The organism is Streptomyces sp. NPDC087440 (assembly GCF_044744005.1).
Classification (GTDB): domain Bacteria; phylum Actinomycetota; class Actinomycetes; order Streptomycetales; family Streptomycetaceae; genus Streptomyces.
The window spans coordinates 418,464-436,510 of the sequence record NZ_JBIUXN010000002.1 but is presented as its reverse complement, the minus strand read 5'-3'; the positions used below and the strand labels follow the sequence as shown (position 1 = coordinate 436,510).

The 18,047-nt window shown below is 72.5% G+C and carries 15 protein-coding genes and 1 tRNA gene; 11 read left to right on the top strand and 5 right to left on the bottom strand.

Annotated features, from left to right (window positions below; all coding sequences use genetic code 11):
• The 6 genes from ACIO3O_RS06690 to ACIO3O_RS06665 all read left to right on the top strand — a co-directional run bounded on the left by ACIO3O_RS06690 (position 1) and on the right by ACIO3O_RS06665 (position 8,067).
• Complete coding sequence (locus ACIO3O_RS06690; protein WP_401743406.1) at positions 1-1,764, top strand: ABC transporter permease subunit; 1,764 nt, start codon at positions 1-3, stop codon at positions 1,762-1,764.
• Positions 1,765-2,027: 263 nt separating this feature from the next.
• Positions 2,028-3,239 carry an MFS transporter gene (locus ACIO3O_RS06685; protein ID WP_401743403.1) on the top strand — a complete coding sequence of 404 codons (1,212 nt, stop codon included), beginning with the start codon at positions 2,028-2,030 and terminating at the stop codon, positions 3,237-3,239.
• Between the two features lie 49 nt (positions 3,240-3,288).
• Positions 3,289-3,693 (top strand): PPOX class F420-dependent oxidoreductase, encoded by a 405-nt coding sequence (locus tag ACIO3O_RS06680; RefSeq protein WP_401742754.1) that lies wholly within the window; start codon positions 3,289-3,291, stop codon positions 3,691-3,693.
• Between the two features lie 80 nt (positions 3,694-3,773).
• On the top strand, positions 3,774-5,171 hold the full coding sequence (cysS, locus tag ACIO3O_RS06675; RefSeq protein WP_401742752.1) for a cysteine--tRNA ligase: 1,398 nt from the start codon (positions 3,774-3,776) through the stop codon (positions 5,169-5,171).
• Positions 5,172-5,307: 136 nt separating this feature from the next.
• Positions 5,308-6,264 (top strand): 23S rRNA (guanosine(2251)-2'-O)-methyltransferase RlmB, encoded by a 957-nt coding sequence (gene rlmB / locus ACIO3O_RS06670; protein ID WP_401742749.1) that lies wholly within the window; start codon positions 5,308-5,310, stop codon positions 6,262-6,264.
• Positions 6,265-6,420: 156 nt separating this feature from the next.
• Entirely contained in the window at positions 6,421-8,067 is a 1,647-nt protein-coding gene (locus tag ACIO3O_RS06665) for a DoxX family protein (protein ID WP_401742747.1), read from the top strand.
• Positions 8,068-8,173: 106 nt separating this feature from the next.
• Here the strand turns inward: ACIO3O_RS06665 and ACIO3O_RS06660 are convergent, their stop codons facing one another.
• The 3 genes from ACIO3O_RS06660 to ACIO3O_RS06650 all read right to left on the bottom strand — a co-directional run bounded on the left by ACIO3O_RS06660 (position 8,174) and on the right by ACIO3O_RS06650 (position 10,845).
• Positions 8,174-8,917, bottom strand: a complete 744-nt coding sequence (locus ACIO3O_RS06660) for an NDP-sugar synthase (RefSeq protein WP_401742745.1) — start codon at positions 8,915-8,917, stop codon at positions 8,174-8,176.
• A 92-nt stretch (positions 8,918-9,009) separates the two neighbouring features.
• Positions 9,010-9,426, bottom strand: coding sequence for a hypothetical protein (locus ACIO3O_RS06655; protein WP_401742743.1), 417 nt, complete (start codon positions 9,424-9,426; stop codon positions 9,010-9,012).
• A gap of 282 nt (positions 9,427-9,708) precedes the next feature.
• Positions 9,709-10,845, bottom strand: coding sequence for an ABC transporter ATP-binding protein (locus tag ACIO3O_RS06650; RefSeq protein ID WP_189822170.1), 1,137 nt, complete (start codon positions 10,843-10,845; stop codon positions 9,709-9,711).
• Positions 10,846-11,027: 182 nt separating this feature from the next.
• Between ACIO3O_RS06650 and ACIO3O_RS06645 the strand changes: the two genes are divergently transcribed.
• Positions 11,028-11,104 (top strand) — tRNA-Thr (locus ACIO3O_RS06645).
• Positions 11,105-11,230: 126 nt separating this feature from the next.
• Positions 11,231-12,934 (top strand): FG-GAP-like repeat-containing protein, encoded by a 1,704-nt coding sequence (locus ACIO3O_RS06640; RefSeq protein ID WP_401742740.1) that lies wholly within the window; start codon positions 11,231-11,233, stop codon positions 12,932-12,934.
• Positions 12,935-13,097: 163 nt separating this feature from the next.
• On the opposite strand, the gene ACIO3O_RS06635 is transcribed toward ACIO3O_RS06640, so the two are convergent.
• Positions 13,098-14,504, bottom strand: a complete 1,407-nt coding sequence (locus tag ACIO3O_RS06635; protein ID WP_401742738.1) for an NAD(P)/FAD-dependent oxidoreductase — start codon at positions 14,502-14,504, stop codon at positions 13,098-13,100.
• 195 nt (positions 14,505-14,699) lie between these two features.
• On the opposite strand from ACIO3O_RS06635, the gene ACIO3O_RS06630 reads away from it, so the two are divergent.
• Positions 14,700-15,905, top strand: coding sequence for a hypothetical protein (locus ACIO3O_RS06630; protein ID WP_401742735.1), 1,206 nt, complete (start codon positions 14,700-14,702; stop codon positions 15,903-15,905).
• On the opposite strand, the gene ACIO3O_RS06625 is transcribed toward ACIO3O_RS06630, so the two are convergent.
• Complete coding sequence (locus tag ACIO3O_RS06625; RefSeq protein ID WP_401742732.1) at positions 15,799-16,491, bottom strand: rhomboid-like protein; 693 nt, start codon at positions 16,489-16,491, stop codon at positions 15,799-15,801. The genes ACIO3O_RS06630 and ACIO3O_RS06625 overlap by 107 nt on opposite strands.
• Before the next feature lie 98 nt (positions 16,492-16,589).
• Here ACIO3O_RS06625 and ACIO3O_RS06620 point away from each other — a divergent pair, with 98 nt between their 5' ends.
• Positions 16,590-17,570 (top strand): aminoglycoside phosphotransferase family protein, encoded by a 981-nt coding sequence (locus ACIO3O_RS06620; protein WP_401742729.1) that lies wholly within the window; start codon positions 16,590-16,592, stop codon positions 17,568-17,570.
• Positions 17,567-18,043: a GNAT family N-acetyltransferase gene (locus ACIO3O_RS06615; RefSeq protein ID WP_401742726.1), complete on the top strand. Its 477-nt coding sequence runs from the start codon at positions 17,567-17,569 to the stop codon at positions 18,041-18,043. Before ACIO3O_RS06620 ends, ACIO3O_RS06615 begins: the two co-directional genes overlap by 4 nt.
• The last annotated feature ends 4 nt before the right edge of the window (positions 18,044-18,047 follow it).

Here is an 18,047-nt window from a genome sequence, read left to right as displayed (position 1 = left end):
CTGAGGGGGTTCGCGGGGAGGGCACTCGCCCTTGTCGGCGTGGTGCTGGCCGTCGGGCTGCTGCCCTGGCTGACCAGGAACGATCCGGCTCTCACCATCCTGCACGCGCGGTACGCCGACCGGCCGCCGACGCCCGAGACGCTCGCCGCGATCCGCGCCGAGACCGGCCTCGACGGCGGCCCGCTGCACGTACTGGGCGGCTGGCTCGGCGGGGTCGTGCGCGGGGACTTCGGGATGTCGTGGGTGTCGGGCGCGCCCGTCGGCCCGGACGTGACGGCCGCCCTCGGGGTCTCCCTGTCGCTGATGGGCTGCTCGCTGCTGGTGGCCGTGGTGCTGGCGGGGCTGCTGTGCCTGCGGACACTGCGGCTCGGAGCGCAGCGACAGCTCGTACGGGCGCGGGCGGGCGTGGTCGGGGCGGTGCCGGCCGCGCTGCCGGAGTTCCTGATCGCGGCGGTGCTGGCGACTGTTTTCGCTGTTCAGCTGGGGTGGTTCCCGGCGGTGGGCTGGGGGACCTTCCCCTCGGCCGTCCTGCCTGCCGTCGCCATGGGCATCCCGGCGGGCGCGCTGCTCGGGCGGTTGCTGGACGACGCGCTGCCGGGGGCCTTCGCCGAGCCCTGGGCGCGGGCGGCTGCGGCCGGTGGGATTCCCGGGGCACGGGTGGCGCTGCACGCGCTGCGCCGGACGCTGCCCGGGGTGCTGCCGCAGTTCGGGTTCGTGGTGGTCGGGCTGACGGGCGGGGCGGTCGCGGTCGAGACCCTCTTCGCGATTCCGGGCCTCGGGGGTACGGCGCTGTCCGCCGCCCTCGCGCAGGACCTGCCGGTGCTTCAGGCGTCCGTGCTGGTGCTGCTGTTGCTGGGGGTGGTGGCGGGGCTCGCGGTGCGGGGGCTCGGGCTGCTGCTGCTGGGGCCCGCACTGCGGGACGGGGCGCTTCCGACGCTGGTCAGGCCCCGGCTGGAGGCGGGACGGGCGGTGCGCTGGGGGGCGGTGCTGGTGACGGTGGTGTTCCTGGGGGTCGTGGTGGCGGGGCTGCTGCGGGACCCGTACGCCATCGACGTGACGGCCCGGCTGGCGGGACCGGGCTCCGGGCACCCCCTCGGCACGGACTCCCTCGGCCGCGACACACTGGCCCGGCTCGGGCACGGGGCGGGACGGACGGTGCTGGCGGCGCTGGCGGTCTCCGTGGTGACCCTGGTGGCCGGGGTGCTGGTGGGGCTCCTGCCCGGGTCCGGAGGCTTCACCGAGATGGTGAACGCGCTGCCCGCGATCGTCGCGGGGCTGGTGGTGGCGGGCGTCGCCGGGCCGGGCGCGGTGGCGGCGGCGGTCGCGGTGGCGGTGGTGGCGTGGGCGCCGCTGGCGGCGCACACGCGGGCGCTGTACGAGCAGGAGCGGGCGGCTCCGCACGTCGCGGCGGCGCGGGCGCTGGGGGCGGGGCGGGGGTGGGTGGTGCGCCGGCACGTTCTCCCCGGGGTGCTGCCGGGGGTCGTGCGGCACGCGGTGCTGCGGATTCCGGCGCTTGCCCTGGCGCTGGCCTCGCTGAGCTTCCTCGGGTTGGGGGCGGCGCCTCCTGCGCCGGAGTGGGGGCGGATGCTGGCCGAGAACGTGCCGTATGCGGAACGGGCGCCGTGGGCGGTGCTGGCGCCGGCGGGGGCGCTGGTGGTGCTGGGGGTGGGGGCGGTGCTGTGGGCGGCGGTGGCGGGGGCTGCGTCGCGGCGCGTGCGGTTGTCCACAGCTGTGGATGAGGGTTTCGCGGAGGTACGGGCATGAGGGGCGGCCCCGACGAAGGGGCGTCCGGCGCGGGGGCGGGGCGGGGGCTCCCGGGCTGGGCCGGGAGCGGGAGGGGCCGCCCCCTTGCCCACCCGTCCCGCCCCCGGGGGGCGGCCCCGCTGCCCAAGGGGGCTGGGGGAAGCGGGGGGAGGGCGGCCCCGCTGCCCAAGGGGGCTGGGGGAAGCGGGGGGAGGGCGGCCCCGCTGCCCAAGGGGGCTGCGGCTTCGTCGCCCGATCGGGGTCGGTGGGGGAGGTGGCGGGGGCTGCGTGAGGTGCGGGGGTTGCCTCCGTATCTGCGGCTGCTGGTGGGGACGCAGCTGGCGTTCAACGTGGGGTTCTTTGCGGTGCTGCCGTATCTGGCGCAGTACCTGGGTGGGGCGCTCGGGATGGCCGGGTGGGTGGTGGGGTTTGTGCTCGGGCTGCGGACGTTCAGCCAGCAGGGGCTGTTCGTTGTGGGCGGGGCGCTCACCGACCGGTACGGGCCGAGGCCCGTGGTGCTGGTGGGGTGTGTGCTGCGGATCGCCGGGTTCGTGTGGCTGGCGTTCGCGGGGAGTACGGCCACCGTCGTCGGGGCCGTGCTGCTGATCGGGTTCGCGGCGGCGCTCTTCTCGCCCGCCGTGGAGTCGGAGACCGCCCGGGAGGCCGTGCGCTTCGAGGCGGAGACCGGGACGCCCCGGGCGCAGGTGCTGGCCGTGTTCTCGGCCGCCGGGCAGGCGGGAGCGTTCGTCGGGCCCCTGCTGGGGTCCTTGCTGCTGGGGGTGGGCTTCCGGGCCGTCTGCCTGGCGGGGGCCGTGGTGTTCGTGGCGGTGCTGGCCGGGCACTGGCTGCTCATGCCCGCCCGGGACGGGGCGCACGAGCGCGAGCACCGGCGGGGCGGGGTGCGGGCGCTGGCGACCAGCCCCGGGTTCGTCGTCGTGTGCCTGGCGTACAGCTGCTACCTGGTGGCCTACAACCAGCTGTACCTGTCCCTGCCCGCCGAGGTCGAGCGGGCGACCGGGTCGCAGGCCGCGCTCGGGTGGCTGTTCGCGCTGTCCTCGCTGCTGGTCGTCTTTGTGCAGCTGCCCGTCACCCGGTGGGCCGGGAAGCGGCTCGGGCTGCGCACCGCGCTGGTGGGAGGGCTCGGGGTGGTGAGCGCCGGGTTCCTCGGGGTCGCCGCCTCCGTACCCCTGCACCTCACCGGGCCCGCCGGGCTGCTGCCCGGCGCGTTCCTCGTCGTCGCGATCACCCTCGGGCAGATGCTGCTGGTCCCGGCCGCCCGCGCCCTCGTACCCGACCTGGTCGACGACCGGCACCTCGGGCTCGCCATGGGCGCGCTGTCGTCCGTCTCGGGGCTGGTGGTGCTGGTGGGAAGCTCCGCGACCGGCACGCTCCTCGCGCGCGGGGGCGTCGTCCTGTGGGCCGTGCTCGCCGCCGTGCCCCTCGCCGGGGCACTCCTCGCGCGGTGCCTCCGCCATGGGGAGCGGGTGGCGGGGTAGAGGTAGGAGGGTCAGCTCGTACCCGTAACCCCGGAAGGACACGACCCCCGTGAGCGCCGACCTCAGCCCCCAGCTCAAGGAACTCCTCGACGGCCCCGTCTTCATCACCGTGGCCACCATCCAGCCCGACGGCAGCCCCCAGGTCTCGCCGGTCTGGGTCAAGCGCGACGGGAACGACGTGCTGTTCTCCACCACGCTGGGGCGACAGAAGGAGAAGAACCTGCGCCGCGACCCCCGCGTCACCGTCCTCGTCCAGCCCGCCGACGCCCCCTACACGTACGCGGAGATCCGCGGCAGCGTCGAGATGACGGAGGAGGGCGGCCAGGAGCTCATCGACGAGCTCGCCATGAAGTACATCGGCAAGAAGTACGCCGAGTTCAACCCGTCCTCGGTGGACGACGCCCCCCGCGTCGTCGTCCGGGTCCACGCCCGCAAGGTCGTCGGCAACATCTGAGGCACCCGGCCCCGTATCCCGCCCGGTTCCGGCACGGGGTACGGGGCTGTTTCACGTGAAACACTCGATACCCTGGAGAGGTGACTATTCGCCTGTACGACACCAGCGCCCGGCAGACGCGTGACTTCACCCCGCTCGTCCCGGGCTGTGTCTCGATCTACCTGTGTGGCGCCACCGTGCAGGCGGCCCCGCACATCGGGCACATCAGGTCGGGACTCAACTTCGACATCATGCAGCGGTGGTTCTCCTACCGCGGCTACGACGTGACCTTCATCCGCAACGTCACCGACATCGACGACAAGATCATCGCGAAGTCGGCGGACCAGAACCGCCCGTGGTGGTCCATCGGGTACGAGAACGAGCGCGCCTTCAACTCCGGTTACGACGTGCTCGGTTGCCTCCCGCCCACCTACGAGCCCCGCGCCACCGGCCACATCACCGAGATGATCGAGATGATGCGCGGCCTGATCGAGCGCGGCCACGCGTACGAGGCCGACGGCAACGTCTACTTCGACGTCCGGTCGTACGACGGCTACCTGGAGCTGTCCAACCAGGAGCTCGACAACCTCCTCCAGCCGTCCGCACCCGACGAGACCGGCAAGCGCGACAAGCGCGACTTCGCCATGTGGAAGGCCGCCAAGCCCGGCGAGCCCTCCTGGGAGACCCCCTGGGGCCGCGGCCGTCCCGGCTGGCACCTGGAGTGCTCGGCCATGGCGCACAAGTACCTCGGCAGGGCCTTCGACATCCACGGCGGCGGGATCGACCTGATCTTCCCGCACCACGAGAACGAGATCGCCCAGGCCAAGGCCTTCGGCGACGACTTCGCCAACTTCTGGGTGCACAACCACTGGGTCACCATGGCCAACGAGAAGATGTCGAAGTCCCTCGGCAACTCGGTCCTGGTCAGCGAGATGGTCAAGGCCTGGCGCCCGATCGTCCTTCGCTACTACCTCGGCACCCCGCACTACCGCTCCGCCATCGAGTACAGCGAGGAGGCCCTGCGCGAGGCGGAGTCCGCCTTCGCCCGCATCGAGGGCTTCGTGCAGCGCGTGGTGGAGAAGGCGGGGCCGGTCGAGCCCGCCGCCGAGGTGCCCCCGGCGTTCGCGGAGGCCATGGACGACGACCTCGGCGTCCCGCAGGCCCTCGCGATCATCCACACCACCGTGCGGCAGGGGAACTCCGCCCTCGCCGCCGACGACAAGGAAGCCGCCGTCGCCCGCCTCGCCGAGGTGCGCGCCATGCTCGGCGTCCTGGGCCTGGACCCGCTCGACCCGCACTGGGCCGGTGAGTCCGACCGCGGCGAGGACCTCCACGGCGTCGTCGACACTCTCGTACGCCTCGTCCTCGACCAGCGTCAGTCCGCGCGCGAGCGCAAGGACTGGGCGGCGGCCGACGCCATCCGCGACCAGCTCCAGCAGTCGGGCCTGGTCATCGAGGACAGCCCGACCGGACCGAGGTGGACGCTCGGGCCCCGCTAGGGGCTTTGGCGAGCAGGGCCCGGGAAGGGGCCTTCCGATGTGCCGCCCGGAGCCCCGGGCGGCACACTTCATTTACGTACGCATTGACGATCTGCATCACCATGTGGATCGCCGGATCCACAGGAAACAGGTAGTCATGGCCGGCAACAGCCAGCGCAGGAACCGACGCACGACCAACAAGAAGGGCATGCAGGTCGGCAGCGGCGGCCAGCGTCGCAAGGGGCTCGAGGGCAAGGGCCCGACCCCGAAGGCGGAGGACCGCAAGAAGCACAAGGCGAACCGTCTCGCCACCGCCAAGGCCAAGCACGCCCAGGCGCGCCGCCCCGCCCCGCGCCGCGGCGGCGTCAAGGGCACCTCGGAGATGGTCGTCGGCCGCAACCCGGTCTACGAGGCCCTGCGCGACGGCGTCCCCGCCATCACGCTGTACGTCCAGCAGTACATCGACAACGACGAGCGGGTCCGCGAGATCCTCCAGCTCGCCGGTGAGCGCGGCAAGATCCACCTCATGGAGGCGCCCCGCGTCGAGCTGGACCGGATGACCAACGGCCTCAACCACCAGGGCGTCGTCCTCCAGGTCCCGCCGTACGAGTACGCCCACCCGCAGGACCTGCTGGACGGCGCGTACGAGAACCACGAGGAGCCGCTGATCGTCGCGCTGGACGGCGTGACCGACCCGCGCAACCTCGGCGCCATCATCCGCTCCACCAACGCCTTCGGCGGCCACGGCGTCGTCGTGCCCGAGCGGCGCGCGGCCGGCATGACCGCCGGTGCGTGGAAGTCCTCCGCCGGTACGGCCGCCCGCACCCCCGTCTCGCGCGTCACCAACCTGACCCGCGCGCTGGAGGAGTACAAGAAGGCCGGTGTCACGGTCGTCGGCCTCGCCGCCGACGGCGAGCACAAGGTCGAGGACCTGGAGCAGCTCGCCGGTCCGGTCTGCATCGTCATCGGCGGCGAGGGCAAGGGCCTCGGCCGCCTCGTCGGCGAGACCTGCGACTACCGGGTGCGCATCTCGATGCCCGGCGGCGCCGAGTCGCTGAACGCCGGTGTCGCGGCGGGGATCGTCCTGTACGAGACGGCGCGTCGTCGGAAGTAGTACGTCCGTTTGCGCTAGAGGGCCCCGGATTCCGTCCGGGGCCCTTTTCGTCCACCTGCGTTGACCTGCGGTGTCTGCGAGAAGGTGTGGATTTGACGGGTCTCGGACAGATCGAGGGCGTCAAGGCAGTGTCCTAAACACACATCACTCGGTTAGATGAGTGTGGACACCAGAACACCCGGGTTCGACGATCAGCCCGCACTGAGCATGGTCAAGGTGCCCTGCGACCCGGCGCAGGTCATCGTCAACCACGCCAGCTTCCGCGTGCAGCTCGCCCCGAGCCAGAGCGCGCGCCCCACCGTGGTGCGGGGTGCTCTGGACGACCGGACGGCGAAGTTCCCCGCGCTCAGCGGGGCCGGAGCGGCCGTCGGGGCCGCGGCGGGCGCGGCGGCCGGACGCCGCCGGGCGCCCGTCGTGTGGACGGGCAGGTCCGAGCCGGGCGACCCCGGCGCGGGTGGGCTCCTCCAGGCCGTGCGCGACTCGACGGCGACCCGCCCCGCGGACGACCTCGACACCGGAGCGACCCAGCTCATCCCGCGCATCGGGCCGCCCGGGCGCGCCTCGGACGACACCATGCAGACCCCGGCCGTCGGGGGGCCCGTGGGGTCCGCGGGCCCCGGCGGCGAGCCCACCCGGATGCTGCCCCGGATGCGGCAGGCGGAGGGCGCGTACGACACGCCGTACGACACCGGCGAGCAACTCCCGTACGAGGGGGACGAGTCGGACGAGCGCGGTGACGGGCGCTCGCGGCACTCCTTCTACCCCGACCGGCGGATGAACCTCGGCGTGGTGCTGCTGCCGCTGCGCGTCTTCCTCGGCTTCATCTCCATCTACGCGGGCATGGGCAAGCTCTGCGACCCCGTCTTCTTCGACGGCGGCGAGCGCGGCTCCATGGTCAAGTGGCTCACCTCGCTGCACCCGTGGCCGCTCGCCGAGCCGCTGCGGGAACTCGGGCTCCAGCACCCGGTCGGCGCCGGGCTCAGCGTGGCGTTCCTCCAGGTCATCGTGGGTGTGCTCACGGTGCTCGGGCTGTGGCAGCGGGTCGCGGCGGTCATCGGGACGCTGCTGTCGGCGGCGCTGCTGCTCACCGTGAGCTGGAAGAGCGTCCCCGCGTACGACGCGCCGGACATCATCTACCTCGCCGCCTGGTCGCCGCTGATCATCGCGGGTGCGCCCGTCTACTCGATGGACTCGCGGCTCGCGGGCGAGGCCTGGCGCACGCTGGGTCCGCGCAGCGAGGTGTGGGAGCTGCGGCGGCGCGTGCTGCGGCGCGGCTTCCTGATGGTGACGCTGGTCGTGGGCCTGACCCTGCTGGTCGGCTCGGTGCTGGGCGGGGCGGTCCGCTCGGCGGAGGTCGTCGTGCCGGGGCCGGACGACGACCCGGCCAACCACCTGCCGGGCCGCCCGCTCCCCAAGGAGCCGGGTGCCCAGCGCACCTCGCAGGGCCCGCAGCGCAAGGCGCCCAAGCCCTCGGCCTCCGCCTCGGTCTCGCCCTCGGCGAAGCCCAGCAGCACGGCCGGGCCGCGGGCCACGGCCACCGCGGGCGCGACCGCGGGCCCGAGCCAGACGCGGGGCTCCACGGGCCGTACGCCCACCCGGAACAACCCCCCGGCGGCGACCTCCGCGGGCCCCACGGCCACGGCGGGACCCTCCTCCAGCGGGGGTAACGGCGACGGCGGCAACGGCGGTTCGAGCTCCGGCGGGTCCGGCTCGGGCGGCTCCTCCTCCGGCGGCGGCTCCCAGGGCGGGAACTCCGGCGGAGGGTCCGGCGGGGACAAGGTGATCGGCGGACTGCTCGGGTAGGGCAGGACACGTACACGTACACGTACGGGTACGACAGAGGGGCCCGGCACCGGGGATGGTGCCGGGCCCCTCTGTCGTACGTACGGGTTGTCGTACGTACGGGATCTCAACGGCCCTGGGCGGCAAGCTCCTTGGCGGCCTCGGTGAGGTCCTTGGCGGTGTCGATGGCACGCCAGTAGGCGCCCTGCGGGATCGGGTAACCGGCCAGGCTGCGGGAGCGGGCGAGGCGCGGGAAGGTGGTGCGCTCGTGGTCGCCGAGGTCCGGGAGGAGGGCGGTGAAGGCGGCGGAGAAGACGTACACGCCCGCGTTGATGAGGTACGGCGAGGGCGGCGACTCGATGAAGTCGGTGACGTTGCCGAAGGTGTCCGTCTCGACGGCGCCCCACGGGATGCGGGGGCGGGCCAGGGCCAGGGTGGCGGTGGCGTCGCGCTCGGCGTGGAAGGCGGCCATGTCGCGCAGGGAGAATCGGGTCCAGATGTCGCCGTTGGTGGCGTACCAGGGCTGCTCGGGGTGCGGCAGGTGTGCGGCCGCGTGCTTCAGGCCGCCGCCTCGACCCAGGGGCTCCGTCTCGACAACCGTCGTGACGTGCAAGGGGAGTTGGGCGGCCTGCTCGGTCAGCCAGTCCTGGAGGACCTCGGCGAGGTGGCCGCAGGAGACGACGGCGTCAGTGACGCCCTCGGCGGCGAGCCAGGCGAGCTGATGGCCGATGATCGGGGTTCCGGTGCCGGGAATCTCGACCATCGGCTTGGGGCGGTCGTCGGTGTACGGGCGCAGTCGCGAGCCCTGGCCACCGGCCAGGACGACGGCCTGTGTGGGTGCGGCGGACGCCGTTGTGTCGGGGATGGTCATGCAGGGGACGATATGCGGCGCGGGGGGCGCCGCCGTTGAGGGGCAGGGCCGTCAGCTCTGTGGGGTGTCTACCGGTGGTCCGTTTCGGCCGATCAGGGGCGGTGGTTCGCGACGCCGGAGGCGAAGGAGGTGTCGCAGACGGGGCGCGAGTACGACTGGGCGCGGGTGGGGCCGTAGTGCGTGACGGCGGCGCGGCCCAGGGCGCGGGCGATGTTCATGCAGTGCTTGGCGAGGGACGGGCGGCGCTCGACCTCGCGCTGGAGGTGCGTGAGAGCCGTTCCGGGGTCCTTCTCCTGAAGCTCCACCAGGAGCCGGTCGCGCAGAATATCCTGCGGGGCACGGGACTTGGCCTGGGTGGAGACGTCCTCGGCGGATGCGGTGAGCATCTGGGACTCGGGAGTGCCGGCGACCCACGGGACGCGGGTGACGGCGAGGGTCCCGGAGAGCACCAGGACGACGGGCAGGACGAGGGCGAGAGTTCGGCCGATGCGGCGGGCTGAGTGGGTCACGCGAGTGAGCGTAGCGGCCGGTGACGATTTGGCGACATTCCGTCACCCTCATGGGGGATGGTTCGAGATCCCTTTTCGAATGGGGTGTTGACGTACAGGGCTCGAAATGCCCAGTGTGCCGGGGTATTTGTGGGCCGTCGTGCGTAAACGCCGGCTGGTGCGTGCTTGGTCAAGCGCGGAACGCGGAAGGGCCCCGCACCGAAGTGCGGGGCCCTTCACGGTACTTGCCGGTGATCAGCCGCTGCTTGCGGTGATTGGCCGCTTCGTATGGTTGTACGGTGATCAGTCGCTCAGGCGCTCGCCGGTCTTGGTGGAGAAGACGTGCAGCTCGCCCGGGCGCGGGACGACGTGCAGCTCGGTGCCCTTGTCCGGGACGGCGCGGCCGTTGACGCGGACGACGAGGTCCTTGTGCTCGCCGCCGACCTCGGCGGAGCCGTACACATAACCGTCGGCGCCGAGCTCCTCCACGACGTTGACGGAGACGGCGAGGCCCGCCGGGGCGTCGCTGGTGTCCTTGGACAGGGTCTTCGCGGCCTCGCCGCCGTGCTCGACGATGTCGAAGTGCTCGGGGCGCACGCCCACGGTGACCGTGGTGTCGCCCTTGTCGGCGGCGGCGGACAGGGCCTCGCGGGAGACCGGGACGACGCTGTTGCCGAACTTCACGCCGCCGTCGGTGATCGGGACCTCGACCAGGTTCATGGCCGGGGAGCCGATGAAGCCGGCGACGAAGAGGTTGGCCGGGCGGTCGTACATGTTGCGCGGCGAGTCGACCTGCTGGAGCAGACCGTCCTTGAGGACCGCCACGCGGTCACCCATGGTCATGGCCTCGACCTGGTCGTGCGTGACGTACACGGTCGTGATGCCCAGGCGGCGCTGGAGGCTCGCGATCTGCGTACGGGTCGAGACGCGGAGCTTGGCGTCGAGGTTCGACAGCGGCTCGTCCATGAGGAAGACCTGCGGCTCACGCACGATGGCGCGGCCCATGGCGACACGCTGGCGCTGACCGCCGGAGAGCGCCTTCGGCTTGCGGTCGAGGTACTCGGTGAGGTCGAGGATCTTCGCGGCCTCTTCGACCTTCTTGCGGATCTCGGCCTTGTTGACGCCCGCGATCTTCAGGGCGAAGCCCATGTTGTCCGCGACGGACATGTGCGGGTAGAGCGCGTAGTTCTGGAACACCATGGCGATGTCCCGGTCCTTCGGCGGCAGGTGCGTGACGTCGCGGTCGCCGATGCGGATGGCACCGCCGTTGACGTCCTCCAGACCCGCGAGCATGCGCAGGGAGGTCGACTTTCCGCAGCCGGACGGGCCGACGAGGACGAGGAACTCGCCGTCCTCGATCGCGATCTCCAGCTGGTCCACGGCGGGCTTGGTGGAGCCCGGGTAGATGCGGGTGGCCTTGTCGAACGTGACTGTTGCCATGGTGATGCGTCTCCTTCACCGGCAGGAACGTGCCGGACGATCCGAGTAAGGGAGTGAAGTGGTCTGGTCCAATTCGCGGACCGGGTGTGACGCTACCCGGGCGCCGGGGATCTGTCAGTAGTCCGGGGCTGTGAAATCTGCTGTCCACGGGGGTGGGCGGTCCGGTTAGACTTCTGCCCGACGCCTCCTTAGCTCAGCTGGCCAGAGCAACGCACTTGTAATGCGTAGGTCATCGGTTCGAATCCGATAGGGGGCTCCACCAGCCACAACGCCCCGTCTGTCGAACAGGCGGGGCGTTGTGCTGTACCTTCCGCCTCACGCCATGGGGGGCACCTGGCGTTGTCTGCGGCCGCACTGTGCCGCCCTTCATCATCAGGAATGGTGCATGCGAAGACTCATCGCAGTCGGGGGAGCGGTGGCGTTGCTGGCCACCGCGGGGATCACACTGGCGGGACCGGCGACGGCGGACGACGCCTTCGCCTTCTCCTTCCACCGCCCGGAGATCAACCTCCAGCCGGGCGAGGGCGTGGTGGAGATCGGGATCGGGGGGTTCAGCGGAACGGCACCCGACGGTACGTACGCCTTCGCGCTGAGCAGCAAGCCGCTCGACGACCCGACCTGGGCCGGTGGCGGGCTGCCCGCGGGGCTCACGGTCGATCTCGACGACCAGGAGTGCAAGGCGTCGGCAACCGTCAAGGGGGTGTACCTCTGCGACATCACGGACGCTCATCCGTACGCCACGCCGAGAGTCCGCGCCGATGCGAGCGCGGCCCACGACACGAAGCTCTACTACGGCCTGGTGTACGTGCCCCGGGGCAAGAGCGTCGCGGACGGCGTGAAGGAGGCCCAGGTCGCGGCGACCGCACCGGCCTCCGGCACGCATGCTGCGCGCACCGTGACGGTGAAGTCGGCGGCGCACGTCGCGCAGAACACGCTGAAGTTCACCGCACCGGATGTTCCGGCGGGCGGCACCGTCACGCACACGCTCGCGGTGCACGCCGTGGACAAGGGGCCGCTGACCGTCCAGTTCGACGACGCCGGGGAACAGCGGCCGCCGGAGTGGGACGAGCCGATGCCCGAGATCACCTCCGTCTCCGTCGGGGAGGGGGCGACGTGCGACCACAGCCTCTCGCCGATCGTCTTCGGCGGCGGTGTCACCTGTGAGATCGAGAAGCCCGGCGACTACACGGTCACGTACGCACTGAAGGCGCCGAAGGGCCTGGCGGCCTGGAAGCTGGAGGCCCGCGCCTCGTACGACATCTACAACTGGGGCACGGGCAACCCGGAGGCGACCGGGCGGTTCGCCGTGCAGAGCGACCGTCCCGTGCGGGACCGGTTCCACCTGCTGGCCCGCAAGCCCGACGGGACCCTGCGGGTCTACCAGGGCTCGGGCAGGGCGCCGCAGGTGTTCCAGCCGCCGCAGCTGGAGGTCGGCGGCTGGAAGGGTTACACCGCGCTGGCCAAGCTGGGACCGCTCGGCAGCCGGGACCAGTACAACGGCATCGTCGCCCGTGACTCCTCCGGGGTGCTGTGGTCGTACGGGACGGGCATCGTCCGGGACGACGTGGGGGACCCGAAGAGGGTCGGCGGCGGCTGGAACGAGTACAACGCGCTGACCGGCATCGGCGACGCGAACGGCGACAAGAAGTACGACCTGGTGGCGCGGAACGCGGCCGGGGCGCTCTACTTCTACGAGGGGACCGGCAATCAGGGCGCCCCCTTCAAGGCGCGCACGCTGATCGGGAACGGCTGGCAGCAGTACAACGCGCTGACCGGCCTCGGGGACGCCACGGGCGACGGCAGGGGCGACCTGGTCGCGCGCACCGCCGCCGGCGAGCTCTACTTCTACGAGGGGACGGGCCGGGCCGCCGCCCCGTTCAAGCCCCGTGTGCTGGTCGGCAAGGGCTGGAACATGTTCTCCGCCCTCGTCGGCACGGGTGACCTGAACGACGACGGCCGGGCGGACCTGGTCGGCCGGGACACGGCCGGATTGCTCTGGTACTACGAGGGGACGGGCAAGCCCGCGGCCCCGTACAAGGCCAGGGTGCGGGTCGGGGGCGGCTGGAACGCCTTCAACGCCCTGTTCTAGCGGACGGGTGGTGAGCGGGGGGCCCGGGCCTGGGGGACAGGTCCGGGCCCCACGTGCGTTCCGCCGTCCGGCTGTCGGGCGTCATCGTGACGGGTGACGGGTGACGGGTGACGGGTGACGGGTGACGGGTGACGGGTGACGGGTGACGGGTGGCGGGTGGCGGTCAGCGGCCTGCGATGCGGTCGGCCCAGCGGGCGATGGGGTGGGTGGTGGCCGTGCGGCCCGTGAGCTCGCGGCGGTCGGCCTCGCGGTAGGCGGCGTACATGCCCTGGACGCCGAGCCAGCGGAAGGGTTCCGGCTCCCACTTGCGGACCTTGTGGTTGACCCAGGGGAGCGTGGTGAGGTCGGTGGCGCCGCCCTGGCCGGAGTCCTGGAGGAAGAGGTCGCGCAGGGTGCGGGCGGCGAGGTTGGTGGTGGCGACGCCCGAGCCGACGTAGCCGCCCGCCCAGCCGAGCCCGGTGGAGCGGTCCAGGGTGACCGTGGAGCACCAGTCGCGGGGGACGCCGAGGACGCCGGACCAGGCGTGGGCGATGCCGGTGCCCGCGAGGGTGGGGAAGAAGCGGACCAGGATCTCGCGCAGGGCGGTGACGGTCGCGGCCTGGGTGCGGCCGTCGTTGTCGGTCTTCGAGCCGAAGCGGTACGGGACGCCGCGGCCGCCGAGGGCGATGCGGTCGTCGGCGGTGCGCTGGGCGTACATGTAGGCGTGGGCCATGTCGCCGAGGTTCTCGCGGCCGTCCCAGCCGATGGTCTCCCACAGGGCGGCGGGGACGGGGTCGGTGACGATCATGGAGCTGTTCATGGGGAGCCAGTCGCGCTTCTGGCCCTTGAGGTTCGGGGTGAAGCCCTCGGTGCAGCGCAGGACGTAGGGGGCGCGGACCGTGCCGTAGGGGGTGCGGGCGTGCCGGGGCTCGATGGCGGTGACGGGGGTCGACTCGTGGATCGTCACGCCCAGGGCCTCGACCGTGTCGGCCAGGCCCTGGGCGAGCTTCGCGGGGTGCAGGCGGGCGCCGTGCGGGGTCCAGGTGGAGCCGACGGCCCCGGCGACCTTGATGCGGGCGGCGGTGTCGCGGGCGCCGAGCAGGACGCGGTCCTTCTCGCCGAAGGCGACCTCGGTGGCGTGGAAGGACTTCAGGCGGGCGAACTGGGCCGGGGTGTAGGCGACTTCGAGGACGCCGCCCTGGTGGATGTCGGCGTCGATGCCCTCGGCGGCGGCCGTGCCGACGACCTCGGCGACCGTGTCGTTCATGGCGTGCTGGAGGCGGGCGGCGGCCTCGTGGCCGTGCAGCTCGGCGTACCGGTCGCGGCCCGCGATGCCGTTGTAGAGCCAGCCGCCGTTGCGGCCGGAGGCTCCGTAGCCGCAGAACTTGGCTTCGAGGACGGTGATGGTGAGGGAGGGCACCGCCTTCTTGAGGTAGTACGCCGTCCACAGGCCCGTGTAGCCGCCGCCGACGATGCAGACGTCCGCGGTCGTGTCGCCGGGGAGGGGCTCGCGGGGGGTGGGTATGCCGTGGTCGGCGTACCAGAAGGAGATGCCTCCGTTGGTGGTGCGGGGGGTGGGGGTGCTGCTCATGGTGGCCTTCGTCCTGTTCGGCGGTGGTGCCGGGACGCTAACGGGCGGGGGTGGGGGGCGCAATGGGCGTCGGGGGCGCGGTCGGGGGGCGCGGCTCGACGGTGTGTCGGGGGTGTGCGGGGGTGCGGCCGGTGGGATGCCGGGGCGCGGATGTACGGGCGCGACCTTGGGGGTGGTGGGGGCGTTGGACGGGGCATGAGTGAGGTTCTGTTTCTGCCGCCGCAGTTGGTGTCGTCGTCCGTGCCCTCGTCGTTCGATGGGCTGGTCCTGAAGTCGGAGAGGGTGGAGCGGATCGGGGATCACCGCTGGTCGGTGTGGGTGGGCGCCGATCAGCTGGTGGAGTGGGAGTGGGAGGGCGGCCGGCGCGGGTTCCTGGGGGACAGCGCGGCGAACGTGGAGCTGACGGAGTTGCTGTGGCAGCGGCCCTACGACTTTGGAGTGGTGGGGTCGGTGGTGCTTGCTGCTCGCGAGGTTCGGGTTCTGCCCGGTGTGCTGCGCGGGTCGGGCACGGTCCAGGTCGAGCAGCCTGAAGTCCTCGATGGCATCCAGCGATTGGGTGTGCTCCAGCGGGCGGTTGCGGACCAGATTCCCATGGAGTGGCTGAAGCGGGCACTGCTGCGGGTCGAGCTGGTGACGGGGCCGACTGTGGAAACCGTACGGGGCGAATTGGACGCGGAGGACCGTCGCCGCAATCCGGCCACGGCGCAGGACGAGCTGGTGCGGGACGCCAACGTGCTCCGGCTGATGCGGCAGTTCCGGGCGGACGGGGTGCGGTTCGCGGTGCGCAGGGGAGAGGTGCGGGAACCGTATGCGGGCGAGCGGTGTATGACGGTTGAGGAGGCGACGTCGGCGCTGGCGTGTTTGGCACCGGGGGCCCGGCTGGAGGTGGCGCACGCGGCGGACGGCGCGGCGGGAAGGGAGCGGTTGTGGGCGGATCGGGGCGGCGAGTCGTACCGGACGATGTTCAACGAGAACACCGAGGCGGTGGGGGTGCTGCGGGCGGTGGAGATCGCCCGGTGCGTGCGCGGTGTGGTGTCGCGGATGGGGCGCGGGAAGCGATACGGGCACGCCCATCTGTGGCGGGACGTCCCGCAGTTGGCGGTGTGGGCGGTGGGGCGGCAGTTGCCGCTGGTGGAGCTGCACCGGGAGGGGCGGGGGCCCGGCGCGGTGGACTGGGACCTGTTGGTGCGGGAGCGGCTGGAGTTGCTGACGGTGGGGGTGGCGGAGGGGCTGCGGGATGTGTACGAGGCGCTGCGGCCGACGGCGGGCGGAAGGCGGCTGCGGCATGCGGAGGTCAGGGAGCTGGGCTTCTGGGCGGAGTTGATGGAGGAGTACGGGGCCGCCGGGGACGCCGCGGCGCTGGATTCCCTGGTCGGCTCGGACCCGTTGGATTCCGTGTGAGGGGGTAGCAGGCGAGGCCGATGAGGACGGCGGCGAAGTGGCCGATGTCGGTGAAGGTGCGGCCGTTGACGAGAGGGAGGGCGTAGAAGGTCAGGACGGCGAAGAGGTAGAGGTACCGCCCGGGTGCGGGGATGCGGTAGGCGAGGACGGCGGCGACGCCCGCGAGGGCGTAACTCACCCCCACATCCAGGGTGTTGACCGACTGGGGCGGGGCGATGCCGTGCTTGATCGCCCAGCCGAGGACGCCCTCGCTGAGATACGTCGCGCCGACGTGTGTGGCGAGGACGACCCCGAGCCAGCGCAGGGTGCCGAGCCAGCGTTCGACGGGGGCGTGGAAGAGGGAGTACAGGACGGCGTACAGCAGCCAGCCGCCGCCGTCGATCCAGAACGCGGAGGAGATCAGGACCCGGCTGGGGTTCTGGGAGAGGTGGTGGATGTTGGTGGAGCGCTGCCGGAGGAACTCGTCGGCGAAGGTGGGGTCCATGCGGCGCATGGCGACGGTGGTGACGAGCAGGGCGAGGAGCCAGAGGTGGGTCCCGGGGGCGGAGCGGAGGTAGCGGGGGAGGGTGCGGAGGGGGCGGGGCATGGTCCGATTGTGGCGGTATGGGGCGATTCGATCGGTCATTCTGGTCTCGCACGGCGATTGAGGAGGCGCGTGGATGGGTGAAGCGGAGGGGGATGTGGATGAGTGAGCGGCGGGGCGGGCGGACGGGGGAGCGGGTGGGTGTGCGGGCGGGTGTGCGGTACGAGGTGGAGGTCCCGGCGGGCCTGGTGGAGCCGCAGCTGCGGTGGAACGGGGAGGCGGGGCGGGCCTGGGTGACGGGGCTGCCGGGGCAGGTGCGGGAGTGCCTGGCGCAGTGGGGGCTGCGGCCGGACGGCCGGTCGATGCACGGGGCCGCGGCGCTGGTGCTGCCCGTGGTGCGGGAGGCGGACGGGCGGCCGGCCGTGCTCAAGCTCCAGCTCCGGGACGAGGAGAACGCGGGCGAGGCCGCGGCGCTGCGGGCCTGGGCGGGGCTCGGGGCGGTGGAGGTGCTGGCGGCGGACGAGGTGCGGGGGGCGCTGCTGCTGGAGCGGCTCGACGAGGGCAGGTCGCTGGGCGGGGTGCCGGACGCGGTGGACGGCGTACGGGTGATCGCCGAGTCGCTGGCCCGGCTGAACGCGGTGGCCGCTCCGGCGGGGATGCGGCGGCTGGCGGACGTCGCAGCGGCCCTGCTCGCCGACGTGCCGAAGCTGCTTCCCGAGCTGGCGGACGCGGGGGAGCGGCGGTTGCTGGAGCGGTGTGCGGGGGCGGTCCGGGAGGTGGCGGGGGAGGCCGGGGACCGGCTGCTGCACTGGGACCTGCACGGGGGCAACGTGCTGGCGCCGAGGGCGGATTCGCGGCGGGCGGCACGCGGCGAGACCTGGGTGGTGATCGACCCGAAGCCCCTCGCCGGGGACCCGGGGTTCGAGCTGTTCCCCGCGATCCGCAACCGGTTCGAGGCGGCGGAGGTGGTGCGCCGGTTCGACCTGATGGTGGAGGTGATGGGGCTGGACCGGGAGCGGGCGGCAGCGTGGACGCTCGGGCGGGTGCTCCAGGACTGTCTGTGGGAGCTGGCGGACGGGGAGGTCCGCATTCCGGATATTCACGTGGCCGTCGCCCGGACCCTGCTTAGGGTGCGGTCATGATTCGCAGAGCGGTGGTCGAGGACGTTCCGGAGATTCACGCGATGGTGCGGGAACTCGCCGAGTACGAGAAGGCGTTGGAGGAGGTCAGGGCGAGCGAGGAGCAGTTGCGGGAGGCGCTCTTCGGGGAGAGCCCGGCCGCCTTCGCCCATGTGGCGCAGGACGAGGGCGGCGAGACCGTCGGGTTCGCGCTGTGGTTCCTGAACTTCTCGACGTGGCGCGGGGTGCACGGCATCTACCTGGAGGACCTGTACGTACGGCCCACGGCGCGGGGCGGCGGGCACGGGAAGGCGCTGCTGGCCGCGCTGGCGCGGACGTGCGTCGAGCGGGGGTACGAGCGGCTGGAGTGGTCGGTGCTGAAGTGGAACCGGCCGACGATCGACTTCTACGAGGCGCTGGGGGCGCGGCCGCAGGGGGAGTGGGACGTGTACCGCCTGACGGACGGGGCGCTGGCGCGGCTGGGCGGGGAAGGGTAGCGGG

Coding starts and splice junctions, on each gene's coding strand:
- rlmB (WP_401742749.1), top strand. CDS start 5,308: ATGGCCGGCAACAGCCAGCGCAGGAACCGACGCACGACCAACAAGAAG.
- ACIO3O_RS06665 (WP_401742747.1), top strand. CDS start 6,421: ATGAGTGTGGACACCAGAACACCCGGGTTCGACGATCAGCCCGCACTG.
- ACIO3O_RS06660 (WP_401742745.1), bottom strand. CDS start 8,917: ATGACCATCCCCGACACAACGGCGTCCGCCGCACCCACACAGGCCGTC.
- ACIO3O_RS06650 (WP_189822170.1), bottom strand. CDS start 10,845: ATGGCAACAGTCACGTTCGACAAGGCCACCCGCATCTACCCGGGCTCC.
- ACIO3O_RS06640 (WP_401742740.1), top strand. CDS start 11,231: ATGCGAAGACTCATCGCAGTCGGGGGAGCGGTGGCGTTGCTGGCCACC.
- ACIO3O_RS06635 (WP_401742738.1), bottom strand. CDS start 14,504: ATGAGCAGCACCCCCACCCCCCGCACCACCAACGGAGGCATCTCCTTC.
- ACIO3O_RS06630 (WP_401742735.1), top strand. CDS start 14,700: ATGAGTGAGGTTCTGTTTCTGCCGCCGCAGTTGGTGTCGTCGTCCGTG.
- ACIO3O_RS06625 (WP_401742732.1), bottom strand. CDS start 16,491: ATGCCCCGCCCCCTCCGCACCCTCCCCCGCTACCTCCGCTCCGCCCCC.
- ACIO3O_RS06620 (WP_401742729.1), top strand. CDS start 16,590: ATGAGTGAGCGGCGGGGCGGGCGGACGGGGGAGCGGGTGGGTGTGCGG.
- ACIO3O_RS06615 (WP_401742726.1), top strand. CDS start 17,567: ATGATTCGCAGAGCGGTGGTCGAGGACGTTCCGGAGATTCACGCGATG.